Source organism: Alicyclobacillus vulcanalis, from assembly GCF_900156755.1.
GTDB classification, from domain to species: domain Bacteria; phylum Bacillota; class Bacilli; order Alicyclobacillales; family Alicyclobacillaceae; genus Alicyclobacillus; species Alicyclobacillus vulcanalis.
Genome location: NZ_FTOO01000005.1, coordinates 25995 through 39527, shown reverse-complemented (window position 1 = coordinate 39527; position 13533 = coordinate 25995). Strand labels below are relative to the sequence as shown.

General features: G+C 64.9%; 14 protein-coding genes. 7 read left to right on the top strand and 7 right to left on the bottom strand.

All coding sequences use genetic code 11. The features are described 5' to 3' along the window. Positions 1 to 768 precede the first annotated feature (768 nt). The 5 genes from BW934_RS07035 to BW934_RS07015 all read right to left on the bottom strand — a co-directional run bounded on the left by BW934_RS07035 (position 769) and on the right by BW934_RS07015 (position 4487). Positions 769 to 1389: a LysE/ArgO family amino acid transporter gene (locus BW934_RS07035; protein WP_076346535.1), complete on the bottom strand. Its 621-nt coding sequence runs from the start codon at positions 1387 to 1389 to the stop codon at positions 769 to 771. A 93-nt stretch (positions 1390 to 1482) separates the two neighbouring features. Further along, entirely contained in the window at positions 1483 to 1674 is a 192-nt protein-coding gene (locus tag BW934_RS07030) for a hypothetical protein (protein ID WP_234969667.1), read from the bottom strand. Between the two features lie 52 nt (positions 1675 to 1726). Continuing rightward, entirely contained in the window at positions 1727 to 2830 is a 1104-nt protein-coding gene (locus BW934_RS07025) for a sensor histidine kinase (protein WP_076346533.1), read from the bottom strand. Beyond that, positions 2827 to 3501 carry a response regulator transcription factor gene (locus tag BW934_RS07020; protein WP_076346531.1) on the bottom strand — a complete coding sequence of 225 codons (675 nt, stop codon included), beginning with the start codon at positions 3499 to 3501 and terminating at the stop codon, positions 2827 to 2829. Before BW934_RS07020 ends, BW934_RS07025 begins: the two co-directional genes overlap by 4 nt. A gap of 65 nt (positions 3502 to 3566) precedes the next feature. After that, positions 3567 to 4487 (bottom strand): AraC family transcriptional regulator, encoded by a 921-nt coding sequence (locus BW934_RS07015; RefSeq protein WP_084182523.1) that lies wholly within the window; start codon positions 4485 to 4487, stop codon positions 3567 to 3569. 208 nt (positions 4488 to 4695) lie between these two features. On the opposite strand from BW934_RS07015, the gene BW934_RS07010 reads away from it, so the two are divergent. The 7 genes from BW934_RS07010 to BW934_RS15390 all read left to right on the top strand — a co-directional run bounded on the left by BW934_RS07010 (position 4696) and on the right by BW934_RS15390 (position 12044). Continuing rightward, on the top strand, positions 4696 to 5685 hold the full coding sequence (locus BW934_RS07010) for an aldo/keto reductase (RefSeq protein ID WP_076346529.1): 990 nt from the start codon (positions 4696 to 4698) through the stop codon (positions 5683 to 5685). Positions 5686 to 5772: 87 nt separating this feature from the next. Beyond that, the gene (locus BW934_RS07005; RefSeq protein ID WP_084182522.1) at positions 5773 to 6783 is read left to right on the top strand and encodes an ATP-binding cassette domain-containing protein; all 1011 of its coding nucleotides are present in this window, start codon (positions 5773 to 5775) and stop codon (positions 6781 to 6783) included. Next, complete coding sequence (locus BW934_RS07000; RefSeq protein WP_076346527.1) at positions 6783 to 7583, top strand: ABC transporter permease; 801 nt, start codon at positions 6783 to 6785, stop codon at positions 7581 to 7583. Before BW934_RS07005 ends, BW934_RS07000 begins: the two co-directional genes overlap by 1 nt. A 115-nt stretch (positions 7584 to 7698) precedes the next feature. Further along, complete coding sequence (locus BW934_RS06995; protein ID WP_076346525.1) at positions 7699 to 8706, top strand: extracellular solute-binding protein; 1008 nt, start codon at positions 7699 to 7701, stop codon at positions 8704 to 8706. Continuing rightward, positions 8703 to 10349, top strand: coding sequence for an ABC transporter permease (locus BW934_RS06990; protein ID WP_076346523.1), 1647 nt, complete (start codon positions 8703 to 8705; stop codon positions 10347 to 10349). Before BW934_RS06995 ends, BW934_RS06990 begins: the two co-directional genes overlap by 4 nt. Beyond that, a complete protein-coding gene (locus BW934_RS06985) occupies positions 10346 to 11422 on the top strand; it encodes an ABC transporter ATP-binding protein (protein WP_076346521.1) in 1077 nt (358 codons plus the stop codon). The genes BW934_RS06990 and BW934_RS06985 overlap by 4 nt, the downstream gene beginning before the upstream one ends. A 202-nt stretch (positions 11423 to 11624) precedes the next feature. Continuing rightward, positions 11625 to 12044 (top strand): acyl-CoA thioesterase, encoded by a 420-nt coding sequence (locus tag BW934_RS15390; protein ID WP_076346519.1) that lies wholly within the window; start codon positions 11625 to 11627, stop codon positions 12042 to 12044. 87 nt (positions 12045 to 12131) lie between these two features. On the opposite strand, the gene BW934_RS06975 is transcribed toward BW934_RS15390, so the two are convergent. Together BW934_RS06975 and BW934_RS06970 are read right to left on the bottom strand one after the other, a co-directional pair. Further along, positions 12132 to 12764: an MBL fold metallo-hydrolase gene (locus BW934_RS06975; protein WP_076346517.1), complete on the bottom strand. Its 633-nt coding sequence runs from the start codon at positions 12762 to 12764 to the stop codon at positions 12132 to 12134. A gap of 20 nt (positions 12765 to 12784) precedes the next feature. Beyond that, positions 12785 to 13354 (bottom strand): cysteine hydrolase family protein, encoded by a 570-nt coding sequence (locus BW934_RS06970; RefSeq protein ID WP_076346515.1) that lies wholly within the window; start codon positions 13352 to 13354, stop codon positions 12785 to 12787. Positions 13355 to 13533: the final 179 nt, after the last annotated feature.

Sequence of the window (13533 nt, the reverse complement as noted above, 5' to 3'; positions counted from 1 at the left end):
CAGGGCTTGAGAAGGAAGGGGTGGGGTTGACTTCGTGCGGGAAATCCCTAAATATCTCGTGGCCTTGCTCCTCGCGGGCGTATGGACCGTTGCCGAAGAAGGGGCGAGTTCTCTCATCAATTTTGGGCCCATCACGAACTCATGGTATGGACTCATAGCTCCGTTGTTTGTGGTCTTCATGCCGGTTTTGGCCAACGCCTTTTCCGTTCCGTTTATCTATGAGTGGATCCATTCGGGCAGACCCACCCTGCCAAACGGAAGGCGGTTTTTGCTGTTTCTGCGCATCAGTATCTTGACATACACCCTGTTTTTTTATATCAAATTTTTGTGTTCGTTCTATGAATGGCCACCCTTTTTTATCCCTTCAATGGATCCTATGGCTTGTCGTTCTCGTGTGGTTTTCAGTCATCGCGTTTGGGACGAGCGGCCTGGCTTTCCTTTGTGGATTCAGGGAAAACTCGGCCCTTCGTGCTTTTTCAGGCGCGCTCACACGATTCAAAAAGAACCCCCTCAAAGTCACACTCATGAGCCTCTCCATTCTCGTGTTTTTGATGGCTCTGTTCTATCTCATCCAAGCGCCCGATCACGGCAGATGGTTCGATTTCGCCAACAACCTGTATCTCAACGCGTTTGGCGTGTGTTGGGTCATCGCGAACGACACGATGCAAAAAACTGGGCATGGGCTACACGGCTTATAAGGGCTGACGGTGTTCGAGCGGAACGAGGGCATGCCTTCGCCCTTTCGGCACAGGGCGAAGGCGCCGGGCTTCAGCGAAACGTAAGCAGGATATGGATGAGAAGGACAGCCGAGGCCCACATCATGAGGGCGGAGATGCGGTTGATGACGCGCTTCAGTCCCACGCCCGCCGCGGCGCGGCCCGCGACGTGCCCGAGCGTCATGAGGAAAAAGAACCATACCCAAGACACGAGCGCACACGCTGCTGCAAACGAAGCTCGCGCCTGCCAAGTGCCGTAGACGGCTGCGCTTCCGCCAATGACGGCGAGGGTGTCCATGAGCGCGTGCGGATTCAAAAGCGAGACGGACATCGCGAAGCCCACCTGCCGGCGCGGCGACCAGACCTCGGATGGGACGGCGCTAGGGTCCGGGGAATCGCGCCACGTCTGAAAACCCATATAGAGCAAGAACGCCACGCCGACAACACCCAGTCCGACGCGCAGCCAAGGGATGTGAAACACGGTGCCCGACACCCCAAACACCGCGAGTGCCACGAGGAACGTGTCGCAGAGGGCCGCCGTCACCACGGCGGGCAGAGCGGCGAGCCACCGCTTGTGCAGCGCGCCCTGGCTGAGCAGAAACCCGTTCTGCATGCCAATGGGCAGGATGAGCGCAAACGCCAAGAGGAGGCCATGCCAAAAGGCGCTTAACATCGAAAGCTCCTCTCTGGGGTTCGACCCCGTCCGTGCGACCCGCGCCGTCCGCATGGGCGACGGAGGACGAGGCGGCCTGGCCGGCTCTGACCTTCACCCGAATTGAATGCCAAGAAGGGTGGGTATCACGCCGAGAAGGGCCCAGATGGCCGCCATCCACAGCCTCACCCTCCTCGGCAGCCTCACTTGAAACATGCGCCCGAACGCCCAAGCAAAGAGCAGGCCCACACCAAACTCCAGGGCGGCGTAAAAAAGGAGGAGAACAAGGGTTTTCACGACGATCACACTGGGGACCTCCCGAGGGACACGGCGGACCATCTTCTTCCCGTGGGAATGCTCAGCCTCGTTTTCCATTCTGAGTATACGGGATTTGCACGTGAAATGTCGATCCGCGCCCTGGCTCGCTTTCCACCCAAATATCTCCCCCATGCATGTCCACGATGCGCTTGGCAATGGCGAGCCCCAGCCCGTTGCCCGGCTTGCCGCGCGAGCGGTCCGCCTTGAAAAAGCGGGTAAACACGCGGCTCACGTCGTCCGGATGGATGCCGATGCCCGTGTCCATGATCGACACGCGGACGCCTGCTTCGCCCTTCACGAGGCGCACTTCGATCCGGCCGCCAGTCTCGGTGAACTTGATGGCGTTCGACAACAGGTTCATCCACACCTGGCCGAGGAGATCCTCGTCGGCCTCCACCTCGGCGGGTTCCACGTGCATGTCGAGCGAAAGGCCTTTCTCCGTCCACAGCGGCTCACACGCAATCGCCACCTCGCGCAGCTGGCGATCGAGCCGGAAGCGCTTGAAGTTCACCGGATGATGGCCTGATTCCAGGGACGTGAGTTTCAACAGGTTGTCCGCGAGACGGGACAATCGTTCGCTCTCGGCCTCGATGATGTCGAGATAGTGGCGGCGCTCCGGCTCGGACAGCGCGTCGGCCTTCAGCGCCTTCACGAAGCCCAGGATGGAGGTGAGCGGCGTCTGCATCTCGTGCGAGACGTTTGCGACAAACTCCTGGCGCATCTGCTCGATGCGCTCAAGCCCCTCCGCCATCTCGCGCACGTGCAGCACGAGCTGATTCATGGGGTGGTCCGGAAATCCCCGCCGGACCTCGAGCATGGCGCGCGCGCTGAAGTTCCCCCGCCCGATCTCGCGCAGCGAGTCGAGAATGCGAAAGAAGACGTGATCGTCCCGGTCCCAACCGACCGCGTTCCACACCACGGCCGCCACAGCAGCGATGCCGCACGCGATGGCGCCGGTGAGCATGAGCGGCCCATAGGGGACGACGGGGACGTGCGCGATGGGCCGCAACCATCGCTCGATGGCGTATGCGGCCGTCAGGAGGAGAAAGACCCAGAATGCCGTGAGCGCGATGCGATAGGCCACTTCCTTCCACTGCCACACGCGATGGCGCTCTTTCACGCCGTCGGGGCGCGCGCGCCTCATGGGCTGACCTCCAGCCGATAGCCGAGCCCGCGCACGGTGCGAATGCGAAACGGATAGACATCTTCGGGAAACTTATCGCGCAGCCGCTTGATGTGGACGTCGACCGTCCGCTCGTCCCCCGCGTAGTCGTAGCCCCACACGTCTTCAATGAGCTTGTCGCGGGACAACGTCCGCCCGGCAGACGATGCGAGGGTGAACAGAAGCTGAAATTCCTTCGGCGGCAGCGCTGTGCGCTCGCCGTGCGCCTCCACCTCGTAGGTGTCGGGGAAAAGGCGAAGCCCGGCGAGATCGAGCACGCCATCCTGGCGAATGCGGTAACGGCGCAGGAGCGCCTCGATCCGCGCCACGAGCTCCTCGGGAGCAAACGGCTTGACCAAGTAGTCGTCGGCGCCGAGCCGAAGGCCGCGCACCTTGTGGCCCGTCTCGCCGAGGGCCGTGAGCATGAGGATGGGGATGTCGCGCACCTCGCGCACGTAGGCGCAGAGCTCCCATCCGTCCACCTCCGGCATCAACACGTCGATCACGGCGAGTTGCACGGGCTCGCGCTCAATCACGTCGGCCGCCTGGCGCCCATCGGCCGCCTCGAGCACGCGATGTCCCTCGCGTTCGAGCGTATTGCGCACGAGTTCGCGGATGTGAGGCTCGTCGTCCGCCACGAGAAGGGTCGCCATGTGGATCACCTCACGCGCGAGGATACTCTGCGAAGATGAACGCCGCGTGAACGGATGAAGAACCGTCACGGCGCAAGCCGGAGGCGCTTGACGTCTTTGCTTGGCGGTAAGCCGAAGAAGCGAGCGTAATCGCGGGTGAACTGCGACACGCTCTCGTAACCCACGGAGAGTGCCGCCTCCGTCACGGATGGCACGTCGCTCAGGAGGAGCCTGCGAGCTTCGAGCAATCGCATGCGCTTTTGGTACTGGATGGGCGTCATGTTCGTGAGCGCTTTGAAGTGGCGATGCAGGGCGGATGGACTCATCTTCACGAGCAGAGCGAGATCTTCGATCCGGACGTGATCGCGAAAATGCTCGGCGAGGTATCGAACAGCAAGGTGAGCGGGGTTGGCGTAACTCGCGGCGAGAAGCCGCGCCCAACGCTGGCCACCTTCTCCGCGGATGACACGATAAAAGATCTCGCGGCGCCAGAGAGGTGCGAGATAGGGTACGTCCTCGGGATGTCTCACCAAATCGACGTAGCGCGCGATGGCATCGAGCAGTTGATCCTCCATGCGCGCAACCCAGAGACCTGTCTCGGGCACGGCTTCGTCTGCACGGATCCACGCGTCCCCGAGCAGATCCACCAACTCTTCAGGATCAAACTGCATGCAGAGCGCCAGATAGGGTTCTGAGGCAGTCGCGCGGCTCACGCTGGACTGAACCGGCACATGGATGGACGAGACGAGGTACGTGGCCGGATTATACGTGAAGACCTGGGAACCGAGCCACACCTGCTTCTCGCCCTGCACGACGACACAAAGAGATGGGCGGTACACCCTGGGCCTCGAGGGGCGCTTGACGGACCAGCGGTACAGCATGAGCCCCGGAACGGCTGTCGCATGGGCACCGTCTTCGCGGAGCGTCTCCAGGATGACCGCCCGGATGCGTTCCAGGCATTCGGACCTTCGCGGCGAACTCGGACCTCGTTCCATGATATCCTGCACTGTGCTCACCTCACCTGCTCATATGAGCATTCGACCTCATGTCACCGGGTTCCTTTCCTCTCCTGTGCGATGATTTGGCAAAAGCGCGCGAGAATCTGCGTCGCCCGCCCGCTCTTTGCGTGGGACAATGTCCGTGGGTCGTCGTTCATGGGCTGTCACCAGCCCGACACGACTCCGCCGAACCCTTGCGCAAGAGGAGGCTTGAGCGATGGAATACGTCAAACTCGGCCGAACGGGCCTGGAAGTCTCGCGCATTTGCCTCGGCTGCATGGGCTTTGGCAAGCCCGGCACCTGGCAGCATCCCTGGGTGCTCGACGAGGATGACGCGCGCCCCATCATCCACCGGGCGCTCGATCTCGGCATCAACTTCTTCGACACCGCAAACGTGTACTCCATTGGCACCAGCGAAGAGATCGTCGGAAAAATTCTCAAGGAAGCGGTGCCGCGCGATCAAGTCGTGATCGCCACGAAAGTGTTTTTCCCGCTCCGCGAAGGGCCCAATGCGGGCGGCCTCTCCCGCAAGTCGATCATGGAGGCCATCGACCAAAGCCTGAAGCGCCTCGGCACGGACTACGTGGATTTGTACCAAATTCACCGGTGGGACTATCAGACGCCCATCGAGGAGACGCTCGAAGCCTTGCACGATCTCGTCAAGGCCGGGAAGGTCCGCTACATCGGCGCGTCGGCCATGTACGCGTGGCAGTTCATGAAGGCGCTTGGCGTGTCGGACAGGCGCGGACTCACCCGCTTCGTGTCCATGCAGAACCACTACAACCTCATCTATCGGGAAGAGGAGCGGGAGATGATGCCCCTGTGCCGCGAGGAAGGCATTGGCGTCATCCCCTACAGCCCACTCGCCTCGGGTCGATTGGTCCGGTCTGAATCTACGCATCGCTCCGAGACCGATATGGTGCAGCGCGCCAAGTACGATCGCATGGCGCCTGTGGATCAGGCCATTGTGGACCGCGTCGGCGAGCTGGCGGAGCGCCACGGCGTCCCGCGCGCGCAGATTGCACTCAGCTGGCTGCTCCACAAACCGGGTGTCACCGCACCGATTGTCGGGCCCACGAAGATCCACCATCTCGAGGACGCGGTAGCCGCCTTGGATGTCAAGCTCTCGGACGATGAGATGCGCTACCTTGAAGAACCCTACGTACCGCATCCGGTGGTCGGCGCGCTCGACGCCCCCGCGCGCTGACAGGAAGCCCAAACCCCAAACCTCCTTTCCGTTCATCTGTTGTTCATGTTTCGCCCCTAGGATGAGCGCGAAAGGAGGTTTTCTCGCATGTCCCCTATCGTGACGCAAGCCCAGACTTCCATCTCAGCGATGCAAGCGCCCATGGCCATTGAGGCGGTCGATCTCGTCAAGGCCTTCGGGTCCAATCGCGCCGTCAACGGCGTCAGCTTGTCCGTGAAGGCCGGCACGGTGTACGGCCTCCTCGGCCCGAATGGCGCCGGTAAGACCACCACGGTCCGCATGCTCGCCACGCTCCTCCGGCCAGACGCGGGTACGGCGCGCATCTTTGGCTACGACGTGGTTCGCGACGCAACGCGCGTCCGTCGGCTCATCGGCGTGACAGGCCAATACGCATCCGTCGACGAGACGCTCACCGCTGCCGAAAACCTCACGCTCTTCGGGCGCCTTCTCGGCCTGAGCCGGCGCGAGGCGCGAGCCACAGCAGAGCGCCTGCTCGAGCAGTTTGGGCTCACCGAAGCGCGGAATCGCCCAATCAAACACTTTTCCGGCGGCATGCGGCGCCGGCTCGATCTCGCGGCGAGCCTCATCGCCAAGCCGCCGCTCATCTTCCTCGACGAGCCCACAACCGGTCTCGATCCGCGCACGCGGGCGCAGATGTGGGACACCATCCGCGAGCTCGTGCGCGACGGCACCACGGTCCTTTTGACCACCCAGTACCTCGACGAGGCGGATCAACTCGCAGAGCGCATCGCCGTGATCGATCACGGCCGCGTCATCGCAGAGGGCACGCCGGACGATCTCAAGTCGTCGGTCGGACAGTCCTCCCTCTACCTCACCTTTGCGCGACCCGCCGATGTCGCCCGAGCGCGCGCCCTCGTGGAGGCGGTACTTGGCGTCCAGGCCACGCCGTCCCCGGAAGGACAGCGGCTCGTCGCGCCCATCTCCGACATGGGCCGAATTCCGGAACTCCTCGTGGCGATGAAGACCGCCGGGATCGACATCTCCGAGCTCGTCGTGCAGAAGCCGACGCTCGACGAGGTGTTTCTCGCGCTCACCGGCCACGGGGCCGAACCCTCAGGCGAAGGAGCGAATGCTTGATGCGACCCACGGCCTTTGAAGCTATCCCGGCGCGCACGTCGATCTCGGCCACCGTGCGCCAGTCGCTCACCATGGCGTACCGTGGCCTTCTCAAGGTGCGCCGCACGCCCGAGCAGCTGATCGACGTGACGCTGCAGCCCATCATCTTCACGCTCATGTTCACCTACATCTTCGGCGGCGCCATCTCCGGCACGCCTCAGCGCTACCTGCCGCTCATCCTTCCGGGGATCCTCGTTCAGACGGTGATCACGGCGTCCGTGGTCACGGGCGTGCAACTGCGGGAAGACATGGACAAGGGCGTGTTCGATCGGTTCCGCGCCATGCCCATCGCGCGCATCGCCCCGCTCGCGGGCGCGCTTATCGCCGATATGATGCGCTACCTCATCGCGACGGCGCTCATCTTCGCGATGGGCTACGTCATCGGCTACCGGCCGCACGGCGGTTGGATGCACGTGGTGCTGGCCGGGCTGCTCGTCATTGCCTGCGCGTTTGCGCTCTCCTGGATCTTCGCATTCTTTGGCGTCGTCGCGCGCACGGCCACGAGCGTGCAGGGCATTTCGATGCTCGTCCTGTTCCCGCTCACGTTTTTGTCGAACGCGTTTGTCCCCGTGAACACCATGCCGCGCTGGCTGCAGGTGTTTGTGGACGTCAACCCGCTCTCCCACCTCATCACCGCCGTGCGCAGCCTGGTGAATCAGGGCCAGGCGACGCCCGACATCGCCATCTCGCTCGGCGGCGCGGCGGCCGCCATGCTCATCTTCGCGCCGCTCGCCGTGATCGCCTATATGCGCAAGGCGTGACAAAATCTCAACAAAACGTCTCCCAATCTTTTACCTTTGTGTCGGCTTCCCTTCATCGAATCTACACACGCGCCCCGTACCATCGGGGCAACACGATCGATGGAGGGTGAAGCTCATGCTCAAGGGACTGGGAATCGGCGCCGCGGCGGTGGCTGTGGCCGCAGGCGCCGCACTCTGGCACGCGGCGTCGCACCCGCACGCCCCTGCGCAATCGGAGGCGAGCGCGGTGGCCGCCAAGCCTGCCGGCACGTTGACGGTGTATGCCGCGCTCACACAGCAGAACGCGCAGGCCATCGCCCAGGCGTTTGAAGCGTACGATCCGGCCGCGCGCGTCCAGATGGTGACCACTGGCACGGGCGCGCTCGTGACCCGGCTCGAATCGGAGGCCAAGGCTCACGCCATCGGCGCGGACATCGTCCTTTTGGCCGATCCGACGGCCGCCGACGCGCTCGCCGCGCAGGGCATCCTCTCGCGCGAGAAGCCGTCTGGCGCGAGCCGCGTGCCAAGCGCGGACCAGGGCGCCGATTGGGTCGGCGCGTACGCGTTTCACGACGTGATCGTCTACCACAAGGGCATGTCGCTGCCTGTGCCGCGCTCCTGGCAGGATCTCACGCGCGCGGCGTACAAAGGCGAGGTGGAAATCGGCGATCCGTCTTATTCGGGCACGACGATGGCGTTTGTCGGCATGATGGAGGCGCGCTACGGCTGGAAGTACTTTGAGACGCTGAAGCAAAACGGCGCCCAGGTGCAGTCGTCGGTGAAGACGGTGGCGGACGACGTCGCGACGGGCAAGGTGGATGTGGGGATGACCAACGACAGCGCCGCGTTCACGCTTGTGAAACAAGGGTCGCCCATCGGCGTGGTGTGGCCGCAGGACGGGGCCATCGTGGTGCCGGGGCCCATGGCGTTTGTGAAGGGCCACGAGACGCCGGTCGCGCAGGCGTTTGCCAACTGGCTGTTGAGCCCGGCGGGCCAGAAGGTGGTGGCGTCCTTGGGCCTGTCGCCCATCGTCGGCGCGTCGCCCACGGTGCCGAAAGGTGCCGCCCTGGCGCAGGTGCCATGGTCGAAGCTTGAGCGTGAACGGGCGGACATCCTGCGCGAGTTCGCCCAGATGTTCCGATGACGCAGAGAAGGTGGGGCGTCTGGGCTGGCGCGGCGGGGATGGCCGCCGCCGCGGCCCTGATCTTCGCCTGGCCCGTCGCCCGCCTCGCGCTGTCCCTGCCCCAGACGGCAGACCTCGGGCCGACGCTCGGCCCCTTGTGGAACTCGCTCTGGACGAGCGCCGTGGCGAGCGCCCTGGCAAGTCTCCTCGGCATGGGCTGGGCCGTCGTCCTGTCTGGGGCGGCGCGCAAAGGGCGCTCCGTTCTCCACGCCATAAGCCTCTTGCCGCTGTGGACGCCCCCGTTCATCGGCGCCTTCGCGCTCGGCGACGCCTACGCGCGCGCAGGCTTGTTGGACCAAATCGCGCACGTCTACCTGAGCTGGCTGTATGGGCCCTGGGGCGTCACGGCGGCCCTCGCCGTTCACGCGGCACCCATGGGCTACCTGAGCGGCCTCACGGCCCTCGCCGCCATGAACGCCGAGCTGATGTGGGCGGCGCGATCGTGCGGGGCCGGCTGGTGCCAGGCGTTTTGGGCGGCCTTTCGGCCCGTGGCGCTGCGGCCGCTGTTCGCGGCGTGGGCGCTCTCGTTCGCGTTTGGCCTTGGCGACTTTGGCATCCCGTACGAACTCGGGGAACCGAGTGGCTTTCGGACCGCCGCCACGTCCATCTTTGCATCGTTGTCCACGGGCGGCACGCAGGGCTTCGGCACGGCCGCCTGGCAGTCGTTTGAGTTGATGGCGCTCGGCGCGATGGCCGTCGCAGCGAGCCGCGCCATTCTGCGGTTCGATCCCGGCCTCGGCACGCCCTCGCCGGGCGCGGCGCCCCTTCCTCCGTTCCGCTGGCCCGTCCGGGCCATCTCGCTCGCGGCGTTCGCCGTTTACGTGGCGTTGACGAGCGGCTTGCCACTTGCCGCCATGCTGTTGACCGCGCTCACCCGGGCCTATGGTCTCCCCCCGATCCCGGCAAACTGGGACGTCGCGGGACTCTTCTCGGCGCAAGGCGCCACGTGGCTCGTGTTTGCGCACACCGCCGCGCTGGCGGCCGTGACAGCGGCCGTGATCGCAGGGCTCGGGCTTCTCGCGGCCGAGGCGGCACCGGCCTCGAGGCTGGCCAGAGCGGCACACCTCTGCCTATGGTTCTTCTATGCCGCGCCGGGCACCGCCGTGGCCGTGGCCATTCTGGTGGCGTATGGGCACGCGCTGTACGGCACGTGGTGGATTTTGGGTCTCGCCTATGTCGCCAAGTTCTACGGCTTCGCGGAGGCCATCGTGGCGGCCCGGGCGAATGCGGCACCAGAAGCCTGGCGCGCGGCGCGCGCGTGCGGCGCAGGACCGTGGCGGGCGTACGGCGCCGCGACTTGGCCCTCCCTGTGGCCCGCCGTGCGGCAGGTCGGGCTGCAGGCGCTCATGTGCGGCCTGTACGAGGTGACGCTCGCGGGCTTGCTCTACGGACCCAACACAGAGACCCTCGCGGTCGACGTGCTCTCCGCCAGCGAGGGCGGCGATATGCGCACGGTCGCAGTGCTCGCCGTGTGGATGACGGCGGCGAGCTTCACGCTTGGCCTCGCGGCGCTGCGCGAGCCTCGCCGGCAGAAACGGAAGGGCGCTAATCCCCTGCGGATCGCGGTACCGGCCGCATCCCTCGAAGAGGTGAGACTCGGATGAACACGAATGACGTGCACCGGCTCTCGATTTCCGGCGTGACGGTTGCCCACGGCGCAGAAGTGGTCGTCAAACGGGCCACGTTGACCGTCCGGGCGGGCGAAATGGTTGCGCTTGTGGGGCCCTCCGGTTCAGGTAAGAGCACGCTCCTTGGCGCCATCGCGGGATTTTACCCCGTTCAAGCGGGGGCCATCTGGGTTGGGGAGGAGCTCGTCGCCTCCCCAACCCTGTCCCTGCCGCCGGAGCGCAGGCGAATCGGCGTGGTGTTTCAGTCGCACGCGCTGTGGCCCCAATGGATGGTGGTGGACAACGTCGCCTATCCTTTGCGCCGTCGGGGCATGGCGCGTCCCGCTGCGCGGCGGGAGGCCGAGATGATGCTCGCCGCGATCGGCATGGACGCCTTCGCCGCGCGCTATCCCTCGGAGCTGTCGGGCGGCCAGCGCCAGCGCGTCGGCCTCGCCCGCGCCCTCGCCGCGCGCCCAGATCTCTACTTGTTTGACGAGCCGACCGCCAGCCTCGATCCGGCCAACCGCGAGGCCTTCATGCAGGAAGTGCGGGAGCGGATTCGTACGACCCAGGCGGGCGCGCTCTACGTGAGCCATCAGGCGGACGAGGCGCTGTCTCTGGCACATCGCGTCGCCGTCATGATGCAGGGCGAGATTTTGCAGGTAGGCGCGCCAGCGGAGGTGTACGAGTGCCCGCGGACCGCCGAGATCGCCCGGCTGTTGGGGCCGGCGGCCTGCGCGACAGGCGTGGTGCACGCCGTGGATGCGCGCGGATGGGCGCGCGTACAAATCGCCGACAGCGAACAGACGATTCGGCTGTCAAGCCTGCACCGCGAGGTCGATCACGGCCGCGTATCGCTCATGATGCGGCCCGAGTGGTGTGAGCTCACCGACGACGAGGCGTCCCTGCCGTGCCGTGTCGTCCGCGTCCAGTACGTAGGCCACCGGACGCTGTACGAGCTTGAATCCCTCGCCGGCAGGCTCTTGGCGAGCCACACGGGCCCGCCACAGTATCAGGAGGGTGAACGTGTGGGATGGAAGGTGCGGCGGGCATCTGTGTTGGAGCGGTAAGGGCGCGGGGCGCAGGGGCTCTTTCGCAGGATGGCTGTCTCAGCCCGCGAGCCCCGGCTCACCCCATGCGACATCATCCGCCAGCACCTCAGCGCGTCACCGAACGAGGAAAATTTTAGACGTCCTCATTCCCCCTCGCTCCCGCACTTGGTTTACAATAGGCTGCAGAGAAAACAAGACGCATCCCGAGGGGGAATACCGTTTGATTCATGAAACGCCGATTCACATTCGTTACAGCGACACGGATCTCAACGGGCACGTGAATAACGCGGTCTACGCCACGTACATGGAGGAGGCGCGCATCGCGTTCTTGCAGGAGGTCTTCCCGGGTCAGAGACTGCCGCTCGTCGCCGCCTCCATCCACCTCGACTTCCGCCGGGAGACGCGCTATCCAGAGCACACCGACGTGGTGGTCAAAAGCTGGCTCACGCGGCTCGGCAGGTCAAGTTTTGAATTCTACCACCAAATTACGAGCGTCGACGGCGAGGTCCTGTGTGAGGGCACAGCGGTCGTGGTCCATTACGACTTTGAAACGCGCAAGTCCGCGCCGCTGCCGGACTGGGCCCGACAAGCGCTCTTGCCCTACGTCCGAGAGCGCGAGGAGTCGAACCTCCGCGTTTGAGCAGGTCGAGGCGCCCGAACAGCGCGCGGGTGAACAACCGCCTGCTGCTGAACGGCGCCTCGAGTCATCCTCCAGGTTCCGCGAGCTTTACTCCAGCAGGGCTTCCCAGAGCGACCCGCGCTTGACGGGATCGCCATGCGCAGGGCAGACCCACGCAAAGGACCGACGGCCGACATCGGCGAGCGACCGGCGAAGAGCCGCCTTGTCCCACGTGAGAAACGACGGCGACTTTTTGAGCTGGCCCCCGCGCGTCGTGACGAGATCGCCGGCCAAGAGCACGTCCTGGGTGAGCAGACAGACGTGCCCGGGCGTGTGTCCAGGCGCTGGCACCACCTCGAGGGAGCCGACGCGCGCGCCGGGATCGAGCGCCCGGTCCACTTTGGGCCGGTCCACCCGCATGAGGCCTGCGATGGCCCGGCGGATCCCTTTGGGCTTCGCGGTGCCTTCGATGTACGGAATGTCGGGCGCCGGCGCCCAGAGCGTCGCGCCGGAGAGCTCGGCGAGCCGCTTGGCGTTGCCAATGTGGTCCACGTCCATGTGGGTCAACACGATGTGGGCGAGATCGGCCGGCTTGAGTCCGAGGGACGCGAGCGCTCGGACGATCTCGTCGGCTCTGCCTGGCATGCTGGTGTCCACCAGCACGGGCTCATCGCCGAGCACAAGGTAGCTGTAGCTGCCCTTGGTGCACTCGAGCAAGTGAATGTTCGGCGCGATTTCCACGATTCACGCCTCCCGGCTTGTCACGCAAGCGATTTTGTCCACTCGGCCACGGTGGTCACCTCGGCCTGGCGCGGGAACACCTTTTCCACGAGCACGCGATGAACCTCGGGATCCGCGTCGAGGCACGCGTCCTTGAGCACGGTCAGCTCGTAGTCCTTGTCGGCGGCCTCGCGCAGCGTGGAGAGAACCACGCCGGAGGTGGCGATGCCGCAGAGCACGAGGTGCTTGATGTCCTTCGCGCGCAGGATGACTTCGAGGTTGCTCCCGGCGAAGGCGCTCACACGGTACTTCGTCACAATCGGCTCGTGAGGCCTGGGCGCGAGCGCGGGGTGGATTTGCGTCGTGTCAGAGCTCACCGTCATGTTGCCAGCCTGCGCGAGATGAGAAAACATCTTGTTGCGCGGACTGACCTCTGGGAAGCCATCGCTGAACCCCACGCGCACGAAGATCACCTGCATCCCGGCCTGGCGCGCGGCTTCCACGGCGTCCTGAAACGGCCGGAGCGTCGTTTCGCCTTGCAGATAACGCGAGACAATGCCGTTTTGCACGTCCATGACCAAAAGCGCTGTGTGCTTGACGTCCAGAGCCATGCTCGTTCTCCTTTCCGCGTCACATCGCTGAAACGCCCCTGCATCCCTTGGTGCATGACGGGGCGTACCGTCCCTCTCATCATACGCCCAACGCGCCGCGCGCCCAAATGGAGACGCCGCTCGAGGTCTCGCGCGCCCACTTCGACGCGTCCACGCGCGTGGAAAAGCGTACAATGAGG

What these genes read in the sequence shown, in the direction of transcription:
- BW934_RS07035 (WP_076346535.1), bottom strand. Translation starts at nt 1,389, where the DNA reads ATGTTAAGCGCCTTTTGGCATGGCCTCCTCTTGGCGTTTGCGCTCATC.
- BW934_RS07025 (WP_076346533.1), bottom strand. Translation starts at nt 2,830, where the DNA reads ATGAGGCGCGCGCGCCCCGACGGCGTGAAAGAGCGCCATCGCGTGTGG.
- BW934_RS07020 (WP_076346531.1), bottom strand. Translation starts at nt 3,501, where the DNA reads ATGGCGACCCTTCTCGTGGCGGACGACGAGCCTCACATCCGCGAACTC.
- BW934_RS07010 (WP_076346529.1), top strand. Translation starts at nt 4,696, where the DNA reads ATGGAATACGTCAAACTCGGCCGAACGGGCCTGGAAGTCTCGCGCATT.
- BW934_RS07005 (WP_084182522.1), top strand. Translation starts at nt 5,773, where the DNA reads ATGTCCCCTATCGTGACGCAAGCCCAGACTTCCATCTCAGCGATGCAA.
- BW934_RS07000 (WP_076346527.1), top strand. Translation starts at nt 6,783, where the DNA reads ATGCGACCCACGGCCTTTGAAGCTATCCCGGCGCGCACGTCGATCTCG.
- BW934_RS06995 (WP_076346525.1), top strand. Translation starts at nt 7,699, where the DNA reads ATGCTCAAGGGACTGGGAATCGGCGCCGCGGCGGTGGCTGTGGCCGCA.
- BW934_RS06990 (WP_076346523.1), top strand. Translation starts at nt 8,703, where the DNA reads ATGACGCAGAGAAGGTGGGGCGTCTGGGCTGGCGCGGCGGGGATGGCC.
- BW934_RS06985 (WP_076346521.1), top strand. Translation starts at nt 10,346, where the DNA reads ATGAACACGAATGACGTGCACCGGCTCTCGATTTCCGGCGTGACGGTT.
- BW934_RS06970 (WP_076346515.1), bottom strand. Translation starts at nt 13,354, where the DNA reads ATGGCTCTGGACGTCAAGCACACAGCGCTTTTGGTCATGGACGTGCAA.